Annotated in this window: 19 protein-coding genes and 1 tRNA gene; 8 read left to right on the top strand and 12 right to left on the bottom strand. The window is 72.8% G+C overall.

Features of this window, described 5'->3' with window-relative positions:
* Positions 1–189: 189 nt before the first annotated feature.
* From ACFZDL_RS20025 to ACFZDL_RS20015, 3 genes are all read right to left on the bottom strand, one after another.
* On the bottom strand, positions 190–1,164 hold the full coding sequence (locus ACFZDL_RS20025; protein WP_065963677.1) for a ribose-phosphate diphosphokinase: 975 nt from the start codon (positions 1,162–1,164) through the stop codon (positions 190–192).
* A gap of 71 nt (positions 1,165–1,235) precedes the next feature.
* Positions 1,236–2,702, bottom strand: a complete 1,467-nt coding sequence (glmU, locus tag ACFZDL_RS20020; protein WP_353587665.1) for a bifunctional UDP-N-acetylglucosamine diphosphorylase/glucosamine-1-phosphate N-acetyltransferase GlmU — start codon at positions 2,700–2,702, stop codon at positions 1,236–1,238.
* A 111-nt stretch (positions 2,703–2,813) separates the two neighbouring features.
* Positions 2,814–2,886: transfer RNA gene (locus tag ACFZDL_RS20015), tRNA-Gln, on the bottom strand.
* Between the two features lie 189 nt (positions 2,887–3,075).
* Between ACFZDL_RS20015 and ACFZDL_RS20010 the strand changes: the two genes are divergently transcribed.
* Entirely contained in the window at positions 3,076–4,638 is a 1,563-nt protein-coding gene (locus ACFZDL_RS20010; protein ID WP_353587663.1) for a histidine kinase, read from the top strand.
* A gap of 97 nt (positions 4,639–4,735) precedes the next feature.
* Here ACFZDL_RS20010 and ACFZDL_RS20005 read toward each other — a convergent pair whose 3' ends face one another.
* Both ACFZDL_RS20005 and ACFZDL_RS20000 read right to left on the bottom strand, forming a co-directional pair.
* A complete protein-coding gene (locus ACFZDL_RS20005) occupies positions 4,736–5,215 on the bottom strand; it encodes an SUKH-3 domain-containing protein (RefSeq protein ID WP_353588138.1) in 480 nt (159 codons plus the stop codon).
* Positions 5,216–5,244: 29 nt separating this feature from the next.
* Complete coding sequence (locus ACFZDL_RS20000; RefSeq protein ID WP_353587661.1) at positions 5,245–5,799, bottom strand: YwqJ-related putative deaminase; 555 nt, start codon at positions 5,797–5,799, stop codon at positions 5,245–5,247.
* A 255-nt stretch (positions 5,800–6,054) separates the two neighbouring features.
* Here ACFZDL_RS20000 and ACFZDL_RS19995 point away from each other — a divergent pair, with 255 nt between their 5' ends.
* From ACFZDL_RS19995 to ACFZDL_RS19985, 3 genes are all read left to right on the top strand, one after another.
* Complete coding sequence (locus ACFZDL_RS19995; RefSeq protein WP_353587658.1) at positions 6,055–7,032, top strand: SMI1/KNR4 family protein; 978 nt, start codon at positions 6,055–6,057, stop codon at positions 7,030–7,032.
* A 941-nt stretch (positions 7,033–7,973) separates the two neighbouring features.
* The gene (locus ACFZDL_RS19990; protein ID WP_391191843.1) at positions 7,974–10,523 is read left to right on the top strand and encodes an SUKH-4 family immunity protein; all 2,550 of its coding nucleotides are present in this window, start codon (positions 7,974–7,976) and stop codon (positions 10,521–10,523) included.
* A 232-nt stretch (positions 10,524–10,755) separates the two neighbouring features.
* On the top strand, positions 10,756–11,673 hold the full coding sequence (locus ACFZDL_RS19985; RefSeq protein ID WP_353587654.1) for a cellulose-binding protein: 918 nt from the start codon (positions 10,756–10,758) through the stop codon (positions 11,671–11,673).
* A 91-nt stretch (positions 11,674–11,764) separates the two neighbouring features.
* Here ACFZDL_RS19985 and ACFZDL_RS19980 read toward each other — a convergent pair whose 3' ends face one another.
* Positions 11,765–13,309 carry an MFS transporter gene (locus ACFZDL_RS19980; protein WP_353588136.1) on the bottom strand — a complete coding sequence of 515 codons (1,545 nt, stop codon included), beginning with the start codon at positions 13,307–13,309 and terminating at the stop codon, positions 11,765–11,767.
* Between the two features lie 623 nt (positions 13,310–13,932).
* On the opposite strand from ACFZDL_RS19980, the gene ACFZDL_RS19975 reads away from it, so the two are divergent.
* The gene (locus ACFZDL_RS19975) at positions 13,933–14,721 is read left to right on the top strand and encodes an ABC transporter ATP-binding protein (RefSeq protein WP_353587652.1); all 789 of its coding nucleotides are present in this window, start codon (positions 13,933–13,935) and stop codon (positions 14,719–14,721) included.
* The gene (locus ACFZDL_RS19970; protein WP_353587650.1) at positions 14,718–17,291 is read left to right on the top strand and encodes an FtsX-like permease family protein; all 2,574 of its coding nucleotides are present in this window, start codon (positions 14,718–14,720) and stop codon (positions 17,289–17,291) included. Before ACFZDL_RS19975 ends, ACFZDL_RS19970 begins: the two co-directional genes overlap by 4 nt.
* 143 nt (positions 17,292–17,434) lie before the next feature.
* Here the strand turns inward: ACFZDL_RS19970 and argJ are convergent, their stop codons facing one another.
* Positions 17,435–18,634 (bottom strand): bifunctional glutamate N-acetyltransferase/amino-acid acetyltransferase ArgJ, encoded by a 1,200-nt coding sequence (argJ, locus tag ACFZDL_RS19965; RefSeq protein ID WP_353587648.1) that lies wholly within the window; start codon positions 18,632–18,634, stop codon positions 17,435–17,437.
* Between the two features lie 163 nt (positions 18,635–18,797).
* On the opposite strand from argJ, the gene ACFZDL_RS19960 reads away from it, so the two are divergent.
* Positions 18,798–19,370: a GNAT family protein gene (locus ACFZDL_RS19960; protein ID WP_353587646.1), complete on the top strand. Its 573-nt coding sequence runs from the start codon at positions 18,798–18,800 to the stop codon at positions 19,368–19,370.
* Positions 19,371–19,389: 19 nt separating this feature from the next.
* Here the strand turns inward: ACFZDL_RS19960 and ACFZDL_RS19955 are convergent, their stop codons facing one another.
* Entirely contained in the window at positions 19,390–19,518 is a 129-nt protein-coding gene (locus tag ACFZDL_RS19955) for a hypothetical protein (protein ID WP_353587644.1), read from the bottom strand.
* 118 nt (positions 19,519–19,636) lie between these two features.
* Between ACFZDL_RS19955 and ACFZDL_RS19950 the strand changes: the two genes are divergently transcribed.
* Complete coding sequence (locus ACFZDL_RS19950) at positions 19,637–20,026, top strand: VOC family protein (RefSeq protein ID WP_353587642.1); 390 nt, start codon at positions 19,637–19,639, stop codon at positions 20,024–20,026.
* A gap of 1 nt (position 20,027) precedes the next feature.
* On the opposite strand, the gene ACFZDL_RS19945 is transcribed toward ACFZDL_RS19950, so the two are convergent.
* The 4 genes from ACFZDL_RS19945 to ACFZDL_RS19930 are packed head-to-tail and all read right to left on the bottom strand — an operon-like array spanning position 20,028 to position 21,875.
* The gene (locus ACFZDL_RS19945) at positions 20,028–20,309 is read right to left on the bottom strand and encodes a gas vesicle protein K (RefSeq protein WP_353587640.1); all 282 of its coding nucleotides are present in this window, start codon (positions 20,307–20,309) and stop codon (positions 20,028–20,030) included.
* Positions 20,306–20,530 (bottom strand): gas vesicle protein, encoded by a 225-nt coding sequence (locus ACFZDL_RS19940; RefSeq protein ID WP_353587637.1) that lies wholly within the window; start codon positions 20,528–20,530, stop codon positions 20,306–20,308. The genes ACFZDL_RS19945 and ACFZDL_RS19940 overlap by 4 nt, the downstream gene beginning before the upstream one ends.
* A complete protein-coding gene (locus ACFZDL_RS19935) occupies positions 20,527–21,498 on the bottom strand; it encodes a GvpL/GvpF family gas vesicle protein (protein WP_353587635.1) in 972 nt (323 codons plus the stop codon). Before ACFZDL_RS19935 ends, ACFZDL_RS19940 begins: the two co-directional genes overlap by 4 nt.
* The gene (locus ACFZDL_RS19930; protein ID WP_353587633.1) at positions 21,495–21,875 is read right to left on the bottom strand and encodes a gas vesicle protein; all 381 of its coding nucleotides are present in this window, start codon (positions 21,873–21,875) and stop codon (positions 21,495–21,497) included. Before ACFZDL_RS19930 ends, ACFZDL_RS19935 begins: the two co-directional genes overlap by 4 nt.
* Positions 21,876–21,878 lie beyond the last annotated feature (3 nt).

Genomic DNA, 21,878 nt, shown 5'->3' with positions numbered 1-21,878 from the left:
GTCGATAACGGACGAGCCGCGTACGCCACCGCACACAGCTTCCCTCGCCGAGCAACCCGGCAATTCTACCGTCTCGCGGCACGTGCCCCGGCACCTGCCCCGGCACATGGCTGAGGCCACCCCTGGCGGGGTGGCCTCAGATCGGTCGGCGGGTGCGCGGGGCGGCGGCCCCTAAGTCGCCGGTGGCCATCAGTGTTCCTCGAAGAGGCTGGTCACCGAGCCGTCCTCGAAGACCTCCTGCACCGCGCGGGCGATGGTCGGCGCCATCGACAGCACCGTGATCTTGTCGAGCTCGACCTCGCTCGGGGTGGGCAGGGTGTTGGTGAAGACGAACTCGCTCACCTTCGAGTTCTTCAGCCGGTCCGCGGCCGGTCCGGACAGCACACCGTGGGTGGCCGTCACGATCACGTCCTCCGCGCCGTTGGCGAACAGCGCGTCCGCCGCGGCGCAGATGGTGCCGCCGGTGTCGATCATGTCGTCGACCAGGACACACACCCGGCCGCGCACATCCCCCACGACCTCGTGGACCGTGACCTGGTTGGCCACATCCGGGTCACGGCGCTTGTGCACGATCGCCAGCGGGGCGCCGAGCCGGTCGCACCAGCGGTCGGCGACGCGCACCCGGCCCGCGTCCGGGGAGACCACGGTCAGCTTGGAACGGTCGACCTTGGCGCCCACGTAGTCCGCGAGCACCGGCAGCGCGAAGAGGTGGTCGACCGGGCCGTCGAAAAAGCCCTGGATCTGGTCGGTGTGCAGATCGACCGTGAGGATACGGTCGGCGCCCGCGGTCTTGAGCATGTCCGCGATCAGACGGGCCGAGATCGGCTCACGGCCGCGGTGCTTCTTGTCCTGACGGGCATAGCCGTAGAACGGCACGATCACGGTGATCGAGCGCGCGGAGGCCCGCTTGAGCGCATCGACCATGATCAGCTGCTCCATGATCCATTTATTGATCGGAGCCGTGTGGCTCTGGATCAGAAAGCAGTCGGCGCCACGCGCGGACTCCTGGAAACGGACGTAGATCTCGCCGTTCGCGAAGTCGAATGCCTTGGTCGGGACCAAGCTGACGCCCAGCTCATGGGCGACCTCCTCGGCCAGCTCGGGGTGGGCGCGGCCGGAGAAGAGCATCAGCTTCTTCTCGCCGGTCGTCTTGATCCCGGTCACAGCAAGTCTCCTTGGATGTCACTTTGATGCGCTTATCACGGTACGCCCCGCACGGCGCACCCGTGCACGGGTCATTTCTCGCCCGCGTCCTCCTGGTGGGCCGACTCGGCGGCCCTCGCGGCGGCGCTTCCGGGGCGCTTGCGGGCGACCCAACCCTCGATGTTCCGCTGCTGGCCGCGTGCGACAGCGAGCGATCCCGGGGGCACATCCTTGGTGATGACCGAGCCGGCGGCGGTGTACGCGCCGTCCCCGATCGTGACCGGAGCCACAAGCATGTTGTCCGCTCCGGTGCGGCAGTGGCTGCCGATGGTGGTGTGGTGCTTGTTGACGCCGTCGTAGTTCACGAACACGCTGGCGGCGCCGATGTTGGTGTACTCGCCGATCGTCGCGTCGCCGACGTAGGAGAGATGCGGCACCTTGGTGCCCTCGCCGATCCGGGCGTTCTTCATCTCCACGTACGTGCCCGCCTTGGCCTTCGCGCCGAGCCGGGTGCCGGGGCGCAGATACGCGTACGGGCCGACGGTCGCGCCTGCGCCGATCTCCGCGCCGTCGGCGACGGTGAAGCTCACGCCCGCGCCCTCGCCGACGGTGGTGTCGGTGAGCCGGGAGTTCGGGCCGACCTCGGCGTTCGCCGCGAGGTGGGTGGCGCCCAGCAGCTGGGTGCCGGGGTGCACCACGGCGTCCGGCTCGAAGGTGACGGTCGCGTCCACCCAGGTCGTGGCCGGGTCGACGACGGTCACCCCGTCGAGCATGGCCCGGGTCAGCAGCCGGTCGTTCAGCAGCCGGCGCGCCTCGGCCAGCTGCACCCGGTTGTTGATGCCGACGATCTCGCGGTGGTCGCCCGCCACACAGGCGCCGACCCGGTGCCCGGCCTCGCGCAGGATGCCCAGCACATCGGTGAGGTATTCCTCACCCTGGCTGTTGTCGGTCCGTACCTTGCCCAGCGCGTCGATCAGCAGCCGGGCGTCGAACGCGAAGACCCCCGAGTTGATCTCGCGGATACCGCGCTGGGCGTCGGTGGCGTCCTTGTGCTCGACGATCGCGGTGACCGCGCCGCTCGTCTCGTCGCGCACGATCCGGCCGTAGCCGGTCGCGTCGGGGACCTCGGCGGTCAGAACGGTCACGGCGTTGCCGCCGGTGGCGTGGGTCTCGGCCAGACGGCCCAGGGTCTCGCCGGTCAGCAGCGGGGTGTCCCCGCAGACGACGACCACGGTGCCGTCCAGGGCGACGCCGCTGTCGGCGCTGTCGGTGAGTTGCTCGAGCCCCATCCGGACGGCGTGCCCGGTCCCGTTCTGTTCGTGCTGTACGGCGGTCTGCACATCGGCGTCGATCTCGGCGAGATGCGCGGCGACCTGCTCGCGGGCGTGGCCGACGACGACCACCAGGTGCTCGGGGGACAGCTCGCGGGAGGCGGCGACGACGTGCCCGACGAGGGACCGGCCGCAGATCGCATGCAGGACCTTGGGGGTCGCCGACTTCATGCGGGTGCCCTCACCCGCTGCGAGGACGACGACGGCTGCCGGGCGGTTGGCGCTCACGGATGTGCCCTTCGGGCTCGGCTCGGGTGTGGACAACCGCAGGATACCGAGAGGTTTCGGGGCGGAAACGGGGGTGGGTCCTGACGGGGGCGGTCAGGAGTCGAACATGAGCTCCCCTGCAAGGATTCGAACCTTGACGAACGGCACCAAAAACCGGTGTGCTGCCTGATTACACCACAGGGGATAGAAAAGCGGTCAAACCGGACAACCGTTGGAGGTTGCCGACCTGGCCCCCACTACTATGCCGTACCGAACCCCCTCACCGCGACGGTAGAGCTTCGCGCGCTGCGCCACATAGATCACACGGCGGCCCCCGTGGGCGTCTGCCGTGTCCCGGGGTGAACCGCCCGCACCCGGCCGTAGTCTGGTCGGTATGACTGCGACGGGGGATATGGGGGACGTCGAGACAGCGGGTGCGCGGGGCGCGCCCGCTGGGCCGTGGTGGTGGCCGCGGCGGCGGAGCATGGTGCTGGACGTCGCCCTCGCGGTCATGTCGGCGGTGGAGTGCGCCGCCGAGGGTGTCGCGTTCGCCCATGACGCGCGCATCCCGGTCGCTGTCGGGGTCGCGATGGGGCTCGTCGTCGGCGCCACGCTGCTGCTGCGGCGGCGCTGGGCGATCGCCGTGGTGCTCATATCGATCGCGGTCACCCCGGCGGAGATGGGCCTGATGCTCAGTCTCGTGGGCCTGTACACCCTGGCCTCCTCGGAGGTGCCGCGCCGGATCACGGCCGTGCTGGCCGGGATGTCGGGTGTGGGCACGCTCATCATCTCGACCATCCGGTTCCAGGAGGACATGCACCACGGCAGAAGCGCCGCGGAACCCACCGTGTGGATGATTCCGCTGGTCGCGGTGGTGATGTCCCTGGGGCTCACCGCGCCGCCGATCCTGCTCGGGCTGTACGTCAGGGCCAGGCGCCGGCTCGTGGAGAGCCTGCGGGAGCGGGCGGACGGTCTGGAGCGCGAGCTGTCACTGCTGGCGGACCGGGCGGAGGAGCGGGCCGAGTGGGCCCGTAACGAGGAGCGCACCCGTATCGCGCGGGAGATGCACGACGTGGTGGCGCACCGGGTGAGCCTGATGGTGGTGCACGCGGCGGCCCTGCAGGCGGTCGCCCTCAAGGATCCGGAGAAGGCCGCGAAGAACGCGGCGCTGGTCGGCGACATGGGTCGTCAGGCGCTGACCGAGCTGCGGCAGATGCTCGGCGTGCTGCGCTCCCAGGACGTCGGCCAGCGGGCCCCGGCCTCGGCCGGCGGCCGCGGGGACGGCGAGCCGGTGCCGCTGGCGGCGGTGGCCGCGGCCGTGTCGGCCGCGTCGGCCGCGTCGGTCGAGGCGGGGGCGGCCGGGGCGGCGGGTGCGGGCGGCGTGGACGGTGCGGGCGGTGCGGCGGGTGCGGGCGGTGCGCGTACGGCCGGGGCCGCGGGGGCGGCCGGGACGGCGGACCTCGCGGGCGGGCCGCGGCTGGCGGAACTGGAGACGCTGGTCGGGCAGTCACGGGCGGCCGGGATGGTCGTGGAGCTGTCGGTGGAGGGGAAGGAGCGCGGCTATGCGCCCCGGGTGGAGCAGACCGCGTACCGCGTGGTGCAGGAGGCCCTGACCAACGTCCACAAGCACGCGCCGGGCGCGAAGGCGCGGGTCCGGCTCGCCCACCGGCCGTCGGAGGTCGCGGTGCTGGTGGAGAACGGGCCCTCGGAGCGGGGCGCGGCGGACGCGGGGCTGCCGAGCGGCGGCAACGGCCTGCTGGGGATGAAGGAGCGGGTGGCGACGCTCGGGGGCGGTTTTGTGTCGGGGGCCACGGAGTCGGGCGGCTTCCGGGTCTCGGCGGTCATTCCGGACCGTACGGCCGCGGACCTTGCGGCCACGGACCGTACGGCCGAGGAGCGCCTGGAATCCCCGGCGCGGGAGCGGGCGCTGGACGCCGAGCGGGCGAAGAGCGCGTAACAGGGCAGGCCCTGGCGCGAGGGGTGAATGGGGGCGTTCGCCCGCGTTCCTGCCTGCTCGAAATTGGCTCGAAAGAGTAGGTGATTCCCCAGAGTCGCTACCCGCGCGGCAGCCGCTGCGGCTGGACCCCCGTCACCAGCGCCGTCAGCGCCGCGTCGATGTCCGCGCCCAGGTACCAGTCCCCGGTGTGGTCCAGGCTGTACACTCGCCCCTCCGCGTCGATGGTTAACAACGCCTGCCCGCCGGCCTCCTCGCCCAGTGGGCAGACCGGAGTGTCCAGCGCCCGCCCCAGGTCGCCCAGCGTCCGGGCCAGGTGCAGCCCGTGCAGCGGGTCGATGTGAAACGGGGTCGGCGCGATGTGCCGCCCGGCCCCGGGCGGGATGACGTGCAGCCCGCCGAACTCCGCCCACGCCTCGACGGCCGCGGGGAAGACGGCGTGCAGATGCCCGGCGGGGGAGACATGGGAGCGCAGGGTGTCCGCCCAGTACTCGGCCTGGTGGATGTCCCGGCGCCCCGGCTGCCAGCCCGCCTCGCGCAGGGCGGCGTCGACGGGGACGGAGAAGCGGGTCGTGTCCATGTTGCGCACGCGTTTGGGGGTGTCCAAGGTCAGCCCCTGACCGGGCCGGCCGCGGCTTCGGCCTCGGGCCCGTTGGTGTGTCCGACGGCCCGTACGCCGAAGTGGGCCAGCAGCGGCACGCAGGAGCGGCAGGGCGGGGCGTAGCTGCCGTGCCGGGGGTCGCCGGCCTCGCGGATCCGGCGGGTGGTGATCTTGGCGTGTTTGAAGGCGCGGCGGGCCTCGCCGTGGGTGAGCGGCTTGCGGGCGGCGCGCTTGGAGCGGTTCGCCTCGACGCTGGTCAGATGGCGGGACAGCAGGATCGCCTCCGGGCAGCGGCCGGTGAACCGTTCGCGCTGGGCGCTGGTGAGGGTGTCCAGGAAGTCCTGGACCAGGGGGTGCAGCGGGGGCGGCTGGTCGGCCTTGCTCGCGGTGCAGGTGAGGGTGTCGCCGCGGACGGAGAGCGCGGCGGCGAGGGTCGGCAGGATGCCGTCGCGGCGGTGGATGAGCGGCGGCGGCCCGTCCGCGCCGTCGGTGTCGCTCCAGATGAGCCGTGGGTCGCTCTGGCCTGGCGCGGCGTCGTCGCGTCTGCTTGGCGTGGTGTGCATCTCCCGCGTTCCCTCCCGTTCCCTCCCTGCGCAATCCGCGCGCAATCCCCGCGCAATCCCCCGGTTGCGAAGATCAGCCTGCCAAATGTGGCGCGTGGTGCGAAAGTCCGGGGGCGACCGGTGCGGGCGGGGTGCGAGGTCGGCAGGGTGCCCGGCGTCGGGGGTCGGTCCCTCGCGGTCGGGCGCGGCGGGGTCCGGGTCCGCGGTACCGCATAGTCTGTCCGTAGTAGCCAGCAGCAGCAGGGGGCATCCGCCATGACGACAGGTCGGCTCGGGCAGCATGCCGCGCCACCGAACACGGCCTACGCCGGGCAGGTCGTGCACTTCCCGGACCCGGTGAGGGCCGCCCGGTACCCCAAGGGCGTTCGGGTGGACGAAAGCGGCTATCCGGACTTCTCGCCCTATGCGCGCGCGGCGGCCGAAATAGCCGAGCCGCCCGAGGGGTTCGGCGTCGACGAGCTGCGGCTGACCGACTTCGTCTCCGCCAACGCCGCGCTGCACGCCGTCGGCCATGACCTGTGGGACGGCGCGTCGAGCGTGGCCACCCCGCACGGCTGGACCTGGCACCACGTCGTCGGCACCCGCCGCCTGGAGTTGATCCCGGTGGAGGTGAAGGCGCTGCTGCGGCACCACGGCGGGCTCGCGACGGCCGCCGTCGACCAGGACAAGCGCGGCACCCGGCCGCTGCAGGAGACCCGGCCGGTGCACTTCGGGCTGCCCAAGCGCGGCATTTCGGTCACCGAGGAGCAGGTGCTCGGCGTCGAGGAGGACCTCGGCTACCGGCTGCCCGGCGCGTACCGGGCCTTCCTCAAGGCGGCGGGCGGCTGCGCGCCCGTCGGCGCGGCCCTCGACCCGGAGCTCGGCCTCCTCGTCGATCAGCCGTTCTTCACGGTGCGCGAAGAGGCCGCGGTCAACGACCTGGTGTATGTGAACAAATGCCTGCGCGACCACTTCACCAAGGACTTCCTCGGCGTGGGCTTCGTACAGGGCGGGGTGATCGCGGTGAAGGTGAAGGGTGACGCGATCGGCTCGGTGTGGTTCTGTGCGTACGACGACGCGCGGGACCGCGACGGCTGGACGGTGCAGGACCGGGTCGAGCACCTGATGCTGCCCTGCGGGGACGACTTCGACGCCTTCCTGCTGCGGCTCGCGGGCAACCCGCCGGAGCTGGAGACCGTGGCCAACCTGATGGTGGAGGGCGGCTTCGCGTACGCCGTCCCGGTGGAGGGGTGAGCGCGATGGTGACCTTCGCACAGGCGCAGGAGCGCGCGGAGCTGTGGATCAACGCCGATGTGCCCGCCTACCAGCAGCGCGAGGTGCGGGTGCGGGAGTTCGACCTGGGCTTTGTGGCCTGGGCCGAGGACCGCGCGGACGGGCCCGTCTCCGACGCGCCCGCCGAGGGCGCCCGGCTGGTCATCGCCCGCGACAGCGGGGACACGACCTTGTGGCCGGCGCTGCCGGTGGGCGAGGTCATCCGCCGGTACGAGGAGGAGTACGGGGCCTCCGGCGGGAGCCAGGAGAGCACGGGCGCGCGGCCGCAGCGCATCGACCTGAACGCGACGTCCTTCCTGCTGACGCCGCCGGACTGGCTCCAGGAGGCGGCCGACGCGCGGGGCATCCCCGACCAGCGGTCGGGCAGTGGCAGTGGCGGTGACGGGGGCGGCGATGCTTCCGGGGCGGGCTCCGGTGCGGGGGCTGGCTCCGGTGCGGGGGCTGGCTCCGGTGCGGGGTCGGGCTCCGGTACGGCGGCGTCTTCGGCGGGCGGTTCGGCCGCGGGCGAGCCGGAAGCGGTGGACGACTGGCCGGGGTCCCAGGCCTCGGCGGCGTCCGCTTCGTACGGCGGCGGCGCGGGGGCGGGCGCCTCGGCCGGGGCCGCGGACCACGAGCCGTCGGGTGCGGACGACTGGCCGGGGGCGCAGGCGTCCGGTTCCGGTTCGTACGGCGGCGGCTCCGGGGGGTCGGCGTCGGCGTCCGTGGGCGGTGGTTCGGCCGAGCGCGGCACGGATGACTGGCCCGGGTCCGCTGCGGCGGGTTCTGGTGCGGTGGGTTCTGGCGCGCCGGGTTCTGGGGCCGGGGCGTCCGCGGTGGGCGGTACGGACGGTCGTGGGCCGGAAGCGGTGGACGACTGGCCGGCGTCGGCCACGGCGTCCGGCGGCTACGGCGGCGGTTCCGGGGTGCCCGGGCCCGCGGCCGACGGTTCGGCCGAGCGCGGGGAAGACGGCTGGCCGGGGTCCGGAGCATCGGGTTCCGGTGCGTTCGCGCCCGGCGCCACCACGGGCGCCCCGGGCGCGCCCGACGCAGGCGCGCGGCCCTTGGACGACGCGTCGCGCGGCGGGCAGCACGGCGCCGAACCCGGGCCCGGGAGCCCCTGGGCCACCCCCGCCGCGCCTTCCGGCAGCGGCGGCTCCGGCGGCCCCGGCGATCCCGCCCCCGCCGCCCCGGCGACACCGGCCGGCGGCACGCCGTGGGCGGGTGCCGACACCAACTCCCGCAGCGACGACGTCGACCGCTCCGTCGCCCCGCCCGTCACGGTCCTCGCCCCGCCGCTCGCGGGCTCCGACGACGAGGACACCCCGGCGCCGGGTGTGCGGCCGGACGCCAAGACCGAGTTGCTGTCGGCGGGCAGCGCGCTGCCGCCCACGGCCATCGCGCCGGTCCTGGACCTGCCGCCGCCGGCCGGCGCACCGGCCACGGGCCCGGGCATGCCCCCCGCGCCGCCCGGTGCGGCGCCCGGCGGGCCGCCGGCCCCGCCGCCGCCCGGCGCGCCGGGCGCTCCCGGCGCTCCCGGCGCCGGTTCGGCCCCGGGAGCGCACACCCCGCCTCCGCCGCCGTCCGGCCCCGGCGCTCCGGGCGCCCCGGCCGGAGGGTACGTACCGACGCAACTGGTCTCGGCGCTCGACGCCGAGGGCCTTGGCGCTCCGGGCGGGGGCCCGGGCGGTCCGCAGACGCCGCCTCCGCCGCCGGCGCCTGGCGTCCCGGGCGCGGGCGCGACGCCTCCGCCCGGTGCCCCCGGGGCGCCTGGTGCTCCTGGTGTTCCTGGTCAGCCGGGTGTGCCTGGTGCTCCTGGTGGGGTGCATGCGGCGGCGACGATGCTTGCCGGTGGTCCGGGTGCGCCCGGTGTGCCGGGTATGCCGGGCCCCGGTGGCCCGCAGCCGCCCGGTCCCCCCGGTGTGCCCGGAGCGCCCGGTGCGCCTGGTCAGCCTGGTGTGTCGGGTCCCCAGCCGCCTGGTCCCCCCGGTCCGCCCGGCGTGCCCGGGGCCGCGGGCGGCCAGACGCCCCCGCCGGGTCCGGCCGGCAACTTCCCCGGCCCGCCCGGGGCTCCGGGAGCGCCTGGTGTTCCTGGCGCGCCCGGTGTTCCTGGTCAGCCGGGTGTGCCTGGTGCTCCTGGTGGGGTGCATGCGGCGGCGACGATGCTTGCCGGTGGTCCGGGTGCGCCCGGTGTGCCGGGTATGCCGGGCCCCGGCGGCCCGCAGCCGCCCGGTCCCCCCGGAGCTCCCGGCGCGCCCGGCGCCCCGGGCCAGCCCGGTGTGCCCGGCCCCGGCGGTGCGCCGACCCCGCCGCCGCCCGGCCCCGGGTACCCCGGCGGCCCCAGCGGGGTGCACGCCGCCGCGACGATGCTCGCGGGCGGTACACCCCCGCCCGGTATGCCCGGCCCGGGTACGCCCCCGCCCGGTATGCCCGGCCCCGGTATGCCGCCGCCCGGTGGCGGATACGCGTACCCCGCGCCGCCGTCCGGGCAGCCGACCGTCGGCCCCGGCTATATGGCGGTGCTGCGCTACCGCGCGCAGGACGGCTCCGAGCAGCAGCTCATCCGCCGTTCCGCGCCCGGCACCCCGCACCCCGAGTGGCAGATCCTGCACGAGCTGCGCGGAATGAACGTCCCGCCGCACCAAGTGCTCGAGCTGCACACCGAGCTGGAGTCCTGCGATCTGCCCGGCGGCTACTGCGCGCGCATGATCAAGGAGACCTGGCCGCAGGTGCGGATCAGCCATACGGCGGCGTACGGGCGCGACTACGCGACCCGCCAGCAGGGCGTACGCCACCTCATCGAGCACCAGGGCGAGCTGCACCAGGTGGCGGACGGCCCGGCCCGCCCGGCCCCGAACCGGGTGCCGCTGCCGCACCCCAGCCAGGTGCAGCGGGTGGCCCCGGTGCCGCCGGAGGTGCTGGCGCAGGAGCTGATCCAGTCGTTCGGCCCGCAGGGCATCTTCCGCTTCGACCAGCGCGCGGTGTCGCGGATGGGCGTACCGGACGTGGTCGCGCAGACGCTGGTCATGGCGGGGCTGCCGGTGGACTTCGGGCCGTTCTTCTGGGCGCAGGCCCAACAGGGCCGCCCGGTGCCCACGCTCGCCGAGCTGGCCGCCGAGCGCGGGGTGCAGCCCGCGTCGGACGCGGGCTCGTACCTGGTCATGGGCAGTGACTTCGGCCGTCAGCTGTGTGTGCAGTACGGCACGGCGCACATCGTGGCGGTGCCGGTGGAGGCGGGCCCCGGTGGTGCGCCCGTGCCGCCGCAGTTCGTCAACTCCTCGCTGCCGGACTTCGTCCGCTGCCTGGCCCTGCTGGGCCGGATGTGGCGGCTGCGGTACGGGCTGACGCCGGAGCAGGCCGGCCGCTGGACGGTCGACTTCCAGGCGCAGCTGGCCTGCCTGGATCCGGCGGCGCTGTCCTCGCCGGACAACTGGTGGGCGGTGCTGCTGGAGCAGATGTGGGACGGTCTGCTCTGAGCGAGCCCTGAGGCGAACAGCGGCGAGAACATCAGGACCGAGGCGCCCGACCCCCGTGACGGGGGCGGGCGCCTCGTCGTTGTGTTGTCCGGGTCCGGTGGCGACAGGGCCATGAGGGCATGACACCCCCGGCTGAGGGAGATGGGCGGAGTGTCGCGTTATGTGCGATTAGCCGCGATCTATAAAGATGTGCGCCGGAGCGGTTGCATGCCGGACAAAAGGGGTTCCAAGGATGGGCGCATCGGTGTCACGTCAAGGTTTCACCATCGGCGGACGGGGCCGCGGCTACCGCCCCGAGCAAGTCGACCGCACTCTGGCGGAGTTGTCCGACTCGCGCGACGCGGCGTGGGAGCGCGCCGCGCGGCTGACGGTGCTGAGCAATGAACTGGCCGCCGAGGCCGAGCAGCTCCGCGAGGCGGTCGCCCAGCTGGCCCCCCAGACGTATGAATCCCTCGGCGACCGCGCCCGGCTGATCCTGTTCGCGGCCGAGGAGGAGGCCGCGAGCCTGCGGGCGCGCGCGGAGGCCTCGGCGCAGGAGCTGTGGGACGCCGCGCGGGCCGCGGCCCGTACGGTCGAGCAGGCCGCCCGCGAGGAGGCCGAGCGGACGCGGGCCGCCGCCGAGGCGTCGGCGCGCTCGACGCTGGAGTCGGCCCAGGCGGACGTGGACGAACTGCACGCCGCCTCCCGGCAGGACGCCAAGGAATGGCGCGCCGAGGCCCTGTCGGCGCTCAAGGAGACGCGGCAGCGCAGCGCAGCCGCCCTGGCCGAGCAGGAGCGGGACCACGGTGAGCGGTGGGAGGCGGCGGGCCGGGAGATCGCCGAGCGGGAGGCCGCGATGGCCGCCGGAGTGGCCCAGCTGGAGGAGCGCGCGCAGCTGAAGCTCGCCGAGGCCAAGCGGGAGTACGCGATGGCCGAGCAGGCGGCGCGGCTGCGGCAGGAGGACGCGCAGGCGCAGGCGGCGGAGATCATCGCACAGGCGCGGGCGCGGGAGGAGCGCCTGGAGCGGGAGACGGAGCGGACGCTGCGCGAGCACGTCGAGCGGCGCGAGGAGCTGAAGTCGCATCTGGAGCACGTACGGGGCAGCCTGGCGGCGCTCACGGGCCGGCCGGTCGCCGAGGACGCCGGCACGACGCCGCGCCCAGAGGCGTAGCCGGCGCCCGGCCCGGCCGCGAGTCGGCTGGCTTTGCGCCGACTGGCTTCGCTCCGGCCGGCCCCGGCCCGGCCGGGAGCCCGCCAGTCCGCTAGCCGGCCGTCTCCTGCGGCTGCTCGTCGGCGCCTTCGGTGCCTTCCGTACCTTTGGCGCCCGCCGCGCCCTGCTTCCCGTCCGGCCCGGCGGCGGTGCGGCGTGGGGCGAGGAACAGGAGCGCCAGCAGGGCCAGTACGGCGGCGCCCGCCGAGCCGAAGTAGACGTGGTCGACGGCGGTGTCGACCGCGCGCCGTAGATAGTCGGCGGCCTGGGTGGTGAGCGTGGCGGGGTGTTCCAGCGCGCGGGACACCCCGTCGAGGTCGTCGGGCAGGCCGGAGCGGATGGCGGCGGGCGCCTCGTCGAGGCGGGTGGCCAGGGTGGCGTTGGCGACGGCGCCGAAGACGGCCGCACCCACGCTCTGGCCCACCAGCCGGCAGAAGAGGATCGAGGCGGTCGCGGTGCCGCGCTCGGCCCAGCGGACGGAGGACTGGACCCAGATGATCAGCGGTAGCTGGAAGAGGCCGAGGGCCGCGCCGAGCGCCAGCATGATCAGCGCGGGCTGCCAGGCCGCACCGGGGTTCGCGCCCGGGTAGGGGAGCAGTGGGAAGGCGAGGAGGATCAGCGCGGCGCACGCGACGCCGATGATCGCACAGCGCCGGAAGCCGATCCGGTTGTAGACGCGGCTGCTCAGCGCGGCCGAGATCGGCCAGCTGAGCGTCATGGCCGACAGCACGAATCCGGCCGCGATCGGGCCGAGTCCCAGGACCGACTGGCCGTAGGTGGGCAGGAAGACGGTGGGGGCGATCATCAGCAGGCCCAGCGCGCCGAGCGCGAGGTTGACGGCCGAGATCGTACGGCGGCGCCAGACCCAGCCCGGAATGATCGGTTCGGCGGCGCGGCGCTCGATCCATACGGTCCCGGCCGCGCAGGCCGCGCTGCCCGTGAACAGCGCGAGCGAGGGCGCGGACAGCCAGGCCCAGGCCACTCCGCCCTGCACCAGGGCGGTCAGCAGCAGCCCGCCGGTCGCGAAGATCGCGAGCGCGCCGGCCCAGTCCACGCCGGCTCCGCGTGCGCCGTCGCGGTCCGGTTCGTGCAGATGGCGGACGATCAGCAGCAGGGCCAGGGCGCCGACCGGCAGGTTGATCAGGAAGATCCAGCGCCAGTCGGCGTATCCGGCGAGCAGGCCGCCGATGGCCGGGCCCGCCACGGCGGACAGGGCCCATACGGAGGAGAGCCTGGCCTGGATCTTGGGGCGCTCCTCGAGCGGGTAGAGGTCGGCGGCGACGACCTGTACGGTGCCCTGGAGCGCGCCGCCGCCCAGGCCCTGGACGACGCGGAAGGCGATGAGGGCGCCCATGTTCCAGGCGCCCGCGCACAGCAGCGAGCCCAGCAGGAAGACCACGATCCCGAAGAGCAGGACGGGTTTGCGGCCGAAGGTGTCGGAGAGCTTGCCGTAGACCGGCAGGGTGACGGTGACGGCGAGCAGATAGCCGGAGAACAGCCAGGAGAAGACGGAGAAGCCGCCGAGGTCGCCCACGATCTGGGGGATCGCGGTCGAGATGATGGTGGAGTCGAGCGCGGCGAGCGCCATGCCGAGCATCAGCGCGGCGGCGACGGGGCGGCGGCGGACGGGGGGTGAGGGGGCTCTCTCGGGGGTGGGGGGTCCGGTGTCCACGTCCGTCCGCCGTCGTGCGGTGCCGCCCACCGTATGCGCTCCCTCCGCCGGCCGAGCCGGCCGGCTGCCGTGGGCCCGTAACCCGTGTCCGTAACCCGTGCCCGCGAGTAACCCGTGTCCGTAGCTCGTTGCCGGTAACTCTGTTGTACGACCCACGATTCCATGCGGGATCGGGGGAAGGGAAGCGGGCGTCAGGGCGGCCGAGCAGCGGACTTGAACCTTCCGTGACGTGAGGGTCCAGTCTTGACCCTGAGACGGGGTACACCTCAGGTCTCACTCCCCTAGGGGTTGTCCACCCGTTCCTCCTACCAGGGGTTCGTACCGGCGGATGAGGTGCCCGACCTGCGGCGCTTCTAGGGTTTCTATGGCCGGCCCGACCGAGAGGGTAGGGCTGGCACCCCCATCGATACGGAGCCAGGCACCATCGCGGTACCCCTCACGGCTGGACCACCCTTGAGGTACGCGGGCGCAGGACCCCGGCTCGTGGCAGAGCGCGCAGTACCAGGCACAGCACCACTCGCAGAAGAAGACGACATAGGAGAGTCACCGTGACAACCGCTGTATCGATTCCCAAGACCGGGGGCAGTGGAGGACATACGGCTGTTGCCGCCCGCGCGCGCCAGGTCGTCAAGGCGTACGGCTCCGGCGAGACCCGTGTGGTCGCGCTCGACAAGGTGGACGTCGACATAGCCCGAGGGCAGTTCACCGCGATCATGGGCCCGTCGGGCTCCGGCAAGTCGACCCTCATGCACTGCCTCGCCGGTCTCGACACCGTGACCTCGGGTCAGATCTTCATCGACGAGACGGAGATCACCGGGCTCAAGGACAAGAAGCTCACCCGGCTGCGCCGCGACCGGATCGGCTTCATCTTCCAGGCGTTCAACCTCCTCCCCACGCTCAACGCGATCGAGAACATCACGCTGCCCATGGACATCGCGGGCCGCAAGCCGGACCGCGCCTGGCTGGACCGGGTGGTGGAGACGGTGGGTCTTGCCGGGCGGCTCAAGCACCGGCCGAACCAGCTCTCCGGCGGTCAGCAGCAGCGCGTCGCCGTGGCGCGCGCCCTCGCCGCCCGCCCCGAGATCATCTTCGGTGACGAGCCCACCGGAAACCTGGACTCCCGGGCCGGCGCCGAGGTGCTGGGCTTTCTGCGGCGCTCGGTGGACGAGCTGGGCCAGACCATCGTGATGGTCACCCATGACCCGGTCGCCGCCGCGTACGCCAACCGGGTGCTGTACCTGGCCGACGGCCGGATCGTCGACGAGATGTACAACCCCACCGCCGATCTGGTGCTGGAGCGCATGAAGAACTTCGACGCGCGCGGGCGGGTGTCATGACCGTCCTCAAGACCTCGATGCGCAATTTCTTCGCGCACAAGGGGCGCATGGCGCTGTCGGCCATCGCGGTCCTGCTGTCGGTGGCCTTCGTCTGCGGCACGCTCGTCTTCACCGACACCACCAACGCCACCTTCGACAAGCTCTTCGCGAGCACCGGCTCCGACGTCTCGGTCAAGCCGAAGGAGACCGGCGGCAACAACGGCCCGCAGAACGGCAAGATCGAGACGGTGCCCGGGTCGCGGCTCGCCGAGCTGAAGAAGGTCAAGGGCGTCAAGTCGGTGGTCGGTGAGATCAGCACCGAGACCGTCACCGTCGTCGACAAGAACAACGACGACATCGGCCCGAAGTCCGGCGCCCCGACCGTCGCCACCAACTGGGACCCGACCGAGCTGCTCGCGGTGGACCTCACCTCCGGCCATGAGCCGCGCGGCCCCACCGAGGTGATGCTCGACGCGGACACGGCCAAGAACAAGAAGCTGAAGATCGGCGACGAGCTGCGGCTCATCGCCGTGCCCGGCGAGTTCCGCGCCAAGATTGTCGGTCTGACGACCTTCAAGGTGACCAACCCCGGCGCCACCATCGTCTACACGGACAATGACACCGCGCAGCGCAAGCTGCTCGGCCGCGCCGACGCGTACACCAGCTTCGCCCTGACCGCCCAGCCCGGCGTCAGCGACGACCAGCTGAAGAAGAGCGTGGTGGCGGCCCTCGGCGACGGCTTCAAGGTGCAGACGAACGCCGAGTCCACCAAGGAGAGCAAGGACGACATCGGCTCGTTCCTCGACATCATGAAGTACGCGATGCTCGGCTTCGCCGGGATCGCCGTGCTGGTCGGCATCTTCCTCATCGTCAACACCTTCTCGATGCTGGTCGCCCAGCGCACCCGTGAGATCGGCCTGATGCGGGCCATCGGCTCCAGCCGCAAGCAGGTCAACCGTTCGGTGCTCATCGAGGCGCTGCTGCTCGGCGTCGTCGGCTCGGTGCTCGGCGTCCTGGGCGGCATCGGCCTGGCCGTCGGGCTGATGAAGTTCATGGGCAGCCAGGGTCTGAACATCAGCACCGACCAGCTGACGGTCAAGCCCGCCACGCCCATCGTCGGCCTCACCATCGGCATCGTCGTCACCCTGATCGCCGCGTACATCCCCGCCCGCCGCGCCGGGAAGATCTCCCCGATGGCGGCCCTGCGGGACGCGGGCACCCCGGCGGACGCCAAGGCGGGGCGCATCCGGGGCGCGATCGGCCTGCTGCTCACGGCGGCGGGCGCGGCGGGCCTGCTCGCCGCGGCGAACGCGGACAAGGCGGCCGAAGGGTCGATGTTCCTGGGTCTGGGCGTGGTGCTGACCCTGATCGGCTTCATCGTCATCGGCCCGCTGCTGGCCGGCCTGGTGGTCCGGGTGCTGGCAGCCGTCATCCTGCGGATCTTCGGCCCGGTCGGCCGCATGGCCGAGCGGAACGCGCTGCGCAACCCCCGGCGCACCGGCGCCACCGGCGCCGCCCTGATGATCGGCCTCGCGCTGGTCGCCTGTCTGTCGGTGGTCGGGTCCTCGATGGTCGCCTCGGCCAGCGATGAACTCGACAAGTCGGTCGGCGCGGACTTCATCGTCCAGTCCGACGGCGGCAAGCCGATCACCGAGGAGATCGCGAAGGCGGTGCACGCGGCGAAGGGCGTGGACCACGTCACGGACGTCAAGAACCTCGACGACACCAAGATCACCACGCCTGACGGCAAGACGTCCACCGACAATCTGGTCGCCGCCGACCCGACGTTCGCGGACGACCTGCGCACCCCCGTCGTCACCGGCACGCTCTCCGACGCCTACGGCAAGGACGCCATCTCGGTGTCCGAGGACTTCGCCAAGGACCACAAGGTGAAGAAGGGCGACACCCTCACCGTCGCCTTCAAGGGAGGCAAGACGGCCAAGCTCAAGGTCGCCGCCATCACCTCGGACGACACCTCGTTCAACCAGGGCGCCAAGTATGTGAACATCACCACCGCCGAGCGCTATATCCCGGCCGACAGGATGCCGGTGAACTCGATGATGCTCGCGGCCGCCAAGGACGGTCAGGAGAAGCAGGCATACGCCTCTCTCAAGGCCCAGCTGGATGAGTTCCCGCAGGTCAAGGTCCGGGACCAGACCGACTACAAGAAGTTGATGAAGGATCAGATCGGGCAGCTGCTCAACCTGGTCTACGGCCTGCTGGCGCTGGCGATCATCGTCGCCGTCCTCGGTGTGGTGAACACCCTGGCGCTGTCGGTCGTCGAGCGGACCCGGGAGATCGGCCTGATGCGCGCCATCGGCCTCTCGCGCCGCCAGATGCGCCGCATGATCCGCCTGGAGTCGGTCGTGATCGCGCTGTTCGGCGCCCTGCTGGGCCTCGGCCTCGGCATGGGCTGGGGGGCGACGGCGCAGAAGCTGCTGGCGCTCGAGGGCCTGAAGACCCTTGAGATCCCGTGGTCGACGATCATCACCGTCTTCATCGGTTCGGCCGTGGTGGGCCTGGTCGCCGCCCTGCTCCCGGCCTTCCGGGCGGCTCGGATGAATGTGCTGAACGCCATCGCGACCGAGTAGACCGCCACCGAGTAAGGAGCTACCGAACCATCAGGCCACTGCCCCTCCGTGGGGGTGAGGGGCAGAGGAGCCCGGCCCGGCGCGCTCGAAGGGAGCGCGCCGGGCCGGCCGCTTTGTGCCGGGAGGCCTTGGGACGCTCCGGGTCAGGAGGTGTAGTCGGCGTTGACGCGTACGTAGCCCGCCGACAGATCGCAGCCGTAGACGGTGGCGGTGGCCTCGCCGAGACCCAGGGAGACCGAGATGGCGACCTCGCTTCGCCGCATGAGCTCGGTGAGCCGGTCCAATGTGTCCGCCTCCGGCTCCTCGGGATAGACCTCGATACCGCCGAAGCGCACGCTCACCTTGGCCGGCTCGATATCGGTGTCGTCGGTGTTCTTGCCGATGGCCATCAGGACCCGCCCCCAGTTGGGGTCCGCCCCGTGCACGGCCGTTTTGACCAGCGGCGAGTTCACCACGCTCTTCGCGACCCGCTTGGCCTGCGCGCGGTCCCCGGCCCCCTCGACGGTGACGCGCAGCAGCTTGGTCGCGCCCTCCCCGTCGATCGCCATCTGCCGCGTCAGATCCAGGCACACCTCGGCGAGCGCGGCGGCGAACTCCACCTGGTCGACGGGCCCCGCCGCGCCGTTGGCGAGCACGGCCACCGTGTCGGAGGTCGAGGTGTCGGTGTCCACACTCAGGCAGTTGAAGCTGCGGTCCACCGCGCCGCGCAGCGCGGCGTCCAGCGCGTCGGGCGCGATATCGGCGTCGGTGAACAGATAGGCCAGCATCGTGGCCATATTGGGCTCCAGCATCCCGACGCCCTTGGCGACGCCGACGATCCGGGCCGCCCCGACCGAGCGCGCACTGGTCTTGGGCCGGGTGTCGGTGGTCATCATCGCGCGGGCCACCCGTTCCGTCCCGGCGTCGAAGGCGGCGGTGCCCTGGGCGAGGTGCGGCCGGCCCAGGTGCGTACGGATGGCGTCCATCGGCAGCGGGCGGCCGATCACCCCGGTCGAACCGATCAGCACCTCGCTCTCCGCGACCCCCGCGATCCCCGCGACGCGGGCGACCACCTCGGCGGCGTTCCGCTCCCCCTCCTTGCCGGTGGCGACATTGGCGTTCTGCGCCAGGGTGACCACCGCCCGCAGCCGCCGTCCGGCGGCATGGCGGCGGCTGAGTACCACGGCCGGGCCCGCGAAGCGGCTGAGGGTGAACATCGCGGCGCTGACGGTGGGCCGGTCGGAGGCGATGATCGAGATGTCGTCCCCGCTGTCGCGGATGCCGCCGTGGCCGGTGTAGGCGTGGAAGCCGCGCGGCCAGGCCGGCGGGGCGGAGGTGCCAAGAGATGCATCGGTATTCGACATGCGGAATATATTTACATCCGGGGTTCGGGCTGGTCCAGCGGATATCCCGGCGTGCGACCGGAGGTTGTACGGAAAACGGCTGGCCGCCGCGCATCGTGGCTCCCTAGGATCCGTCCAGGCCGCGACGGTGCGGCGGGGGGACACCGAGGCGGGGGGACTTGCGATGGAGCCGGATCCGGAGCGCGTGACGTGCTGGCGGGGCAAGGGCGTCCGCTTCGCGCCCCTGGACGTCGATGACGCCAACCTGATCCACCGATGGCGGTCGGACCCGGTGGCCTTCCATGAGGCCGGCTTCTGGCCGAGGGCCCTGTCCGCGGTCCGCGAACGGATCGAGAGCGATGTCGCCGACGGGGACCGTGACGACTTCCTGGTGCTGCTGGGGGACGGCACGCCCATCGGCCATATCGCCCTCACCGGTCAGGACCTCGTCGTCGGCTCGGGGGAGATCTGCCTGGTGCTGGACCCGGCGTCGCGCGGTCAGGGGCATGGCACCGACGCGGTCGACGCGCTGGTCGACTTCGCCTTCGGTGAGATGCTGCTGTACCGCCTGGAGGCGGTCACCCACACCACCAACGCCGCCGCCCTCGCCGTCCTCGCCAAGTCGGGCTTCGTCCAGGAGGGCGTGCGGCGCGCCGCGTGCCCGCACCGGGGGAGCCGGCACGACCTCGCGACGCTGTCCCTGCTGAGGCCCGAGTGGGAGGCGCTGACCCGGCCCCGGGCCTGGGACCACGGCTGAGGCCGGCTGCCCCGGCCCGTCAGAGCCCGGCCGTGCGCAGCGCCTCCGTGACGGCGGCGCGGATGCCGTCGCCGTACGGCCCTTCCGGTACGTCGTCGAGGCGGGCGATGCTCAGCAGGTCCTCGGTGGCGTCCATGTCGTCGTCCATGGGCGCGATTGTTGGGCTTCACGCGGCTTGAAGGTCAAGAAGACGTCCCTGGCGGGGGCGATGAGTTTCCTCGGGCCCGGCGGTCCTACCAGCAGAACCGTTCCCCAGGGAGACCATCATGACCGAGAGCACCAAGCGCACCCGCATCACCGAGCTGGGCCGGGTGGCTGTTCCGGTGTCCGACCAGGACCGGGCGCTGGACTTCTACGTCGGCACGCTCGGCTTCGAGAAGCGCGCGGACGTCCCCTTCGGCGACGGCCACCGCTGGATCGAGGTGGCGCCGGCGGGCGGCGCGACCGCGATCTCGCTGGTCCTGCCGCGCGAGGGGCAGTCGCCCGGCGTCGAGACCGGCGTCATCTTCGCGAGCGAGGACATCGACTCCGACCACGCCACGCTGCTGGCCCGCGGCGTCGACGCGGACCCGGAGGTCCTGCGGTGGGGCGCCCCCGTGCCGCCCATGTTCAGCTTCCGCGACCCGGACGGCAACAGCTTCATGATCGTGGAGTGATTCAGTTCCGGGGGAGCAGTGTGCCCAGCGGGCCGAGGTCCAGGTTGAGGTCTTCGGGGCGCAGCCCGTGCTGGGCACACAGCTCCGCCATGCGCTGGTCCAGGAGCATCAGCGTGGTGCCGATGCGTTCGATCTGTTCGTCGCCGAGTCCGCCGGTGTCGATCCGGCGCAGGGCCTGGCGTTCCATCAGCTGCCGCAGGAGTTCGACGACGGTCAGGACGAGGGCGACCAGGTCGCGGCCCACCGTGTCGGCGTCGAGGTCGAGCCTGCCGTCGCCGGTCACAGCGGGCCGCCGTCGGTCCAGGGGGCGGGGACGCGTTCGTTGACCGAGGAGAGCAGGGCGTGCAGGGAGAGGCGTACGAGGGGCACCTCGGCGATGGCGATGACGAGGTCGCCGCTGATGACGACCCCGGTGGCCAGCACCCGGTCGAGCAGGTCCACCAGCGGCACGCCGATCGGCCCGTGCGCCTCCGCGGGGGCGGTCCCCCAGGTCGCGAGGGTCATCGGGGGACGCCCCCCTCGGCTCCGTCGGCTCCCTCGGCTCCGTCGGCTCCGTCGGCGAAGGAGTACGGGGCCCACGGGCCCGAGAGCTCGATCTGGACGGCTGTCTCCTCCCGGCGCAGGGCCTCCAGCGCGGCGCGCAGTTCGCTCTCGCGGGCGCCGTCGATCAGATAGGCGGCGTTGAGTACGTGGGTGCGGTGCGCCCCGGTCACCTCGGCCCCGTGCGGGCGCAGTCGCCTGGCGGCCACGGCGAGCCGGCGTACGACGGCGTCCACGCGTTCCGCGGCCTGAAGCGCCTCGTTCTGGTGCCGTTCGCGGAGCTGGTGGCGGCTGCGTACGCGGTCGAGATAGGCCCGGCCGCTGCCCGCCGCGGCGTCGGGCGCAGCGCCGGGGGACGGTGCGGGGGAGGAGGCCGGGGGCGCGGGGACGGTGTAGACCTTCACCCCCCATTCGACGCGGCCGGTGAACCGGCCGAGGGCGGCGAGGAAGGACTCCTCCTTCTCGCGCAGCGCGGCCCGGGCCCGGGCGTCGCCGAGATACAGCGTGGCGAAGGGCAGCGGCACGGTCGGGGTGACGGCCGACGCGGCCATGATCACCTCATGGTGGGCACGGGCGCAGCGCTCCAGTTCATCGCGGTCGGTGAGCCGCTGCCGCAGGGCGTCCTCCGCGAAGTCCACGGCGGACACGTCCTGGACGACGGCGGTCAGCGGGCCCGCGGCGAGCGTACGGACCGGCGCGGCGTCGTCGAGCCCCGGGAGCCCGGCCAGGGCGGCCGGGTCGCACCCTCGGCAGACGGCGAAGGCGTAGGTGACCGTGCGGAGCCGACCGGGCGTCTGCTCGCGGGGCCGCTCGGGGGACTGCGCGTTGTGCTGCTCGCCTGATTGCCTGCCTGGTTGTCCGTCAGGTCGTGCGCCGGGTTGCCCGTCAGGTTGCCCGTCAGGGTGCTGCCCGGCGGATTGCTCGGGTGTCATCCGTCCCTCCTCTCCTCGCCGCCGACGGCGCTCAGCTCGCCCGCGTCGCCGCCGACGCTGTCGCCGTCGCCGGATTCCAGCGCCTCCAGGCGCCTGCGCAGCTGTGCGTTCTCCTCGGCGAGTGCGTCGCGCGCGGCGCGGGAGCAGAGCGCCGGATCGGTCTCCCACCAGTCGATGCCGGCCCTGCGGGCGGTGTCGACGGACGACACGAACAACCGGAGCCGGATGGTGAGCAGTTCGATGTCCAGCAGGTCGATCTTGATGTCGCCGGCGATGACGATGCCCTTGTCGAGCACCCGTTCCAGGATCTCGGCGAGGTTGGCGGTCGGCGGGGCCGTGCCCAGGGGCGTCCTGCCGGTCAGCTCGGGATCAATCATGGC

The sequence above is a fragment of the Streptomyces sp. NPDC007917 genome (assembly GCF_042959105.1).
GTDB lineage: Bacteria > Actinomycetota > Actinomycetes > Streptomycetales > Streptomycetaceae > Streptomyces.
The sequence above is the reverse complement of the archived record's forward strand: the minus strand, read 5'-3'. Positions and strand labels throughout refer to the sequence as shown.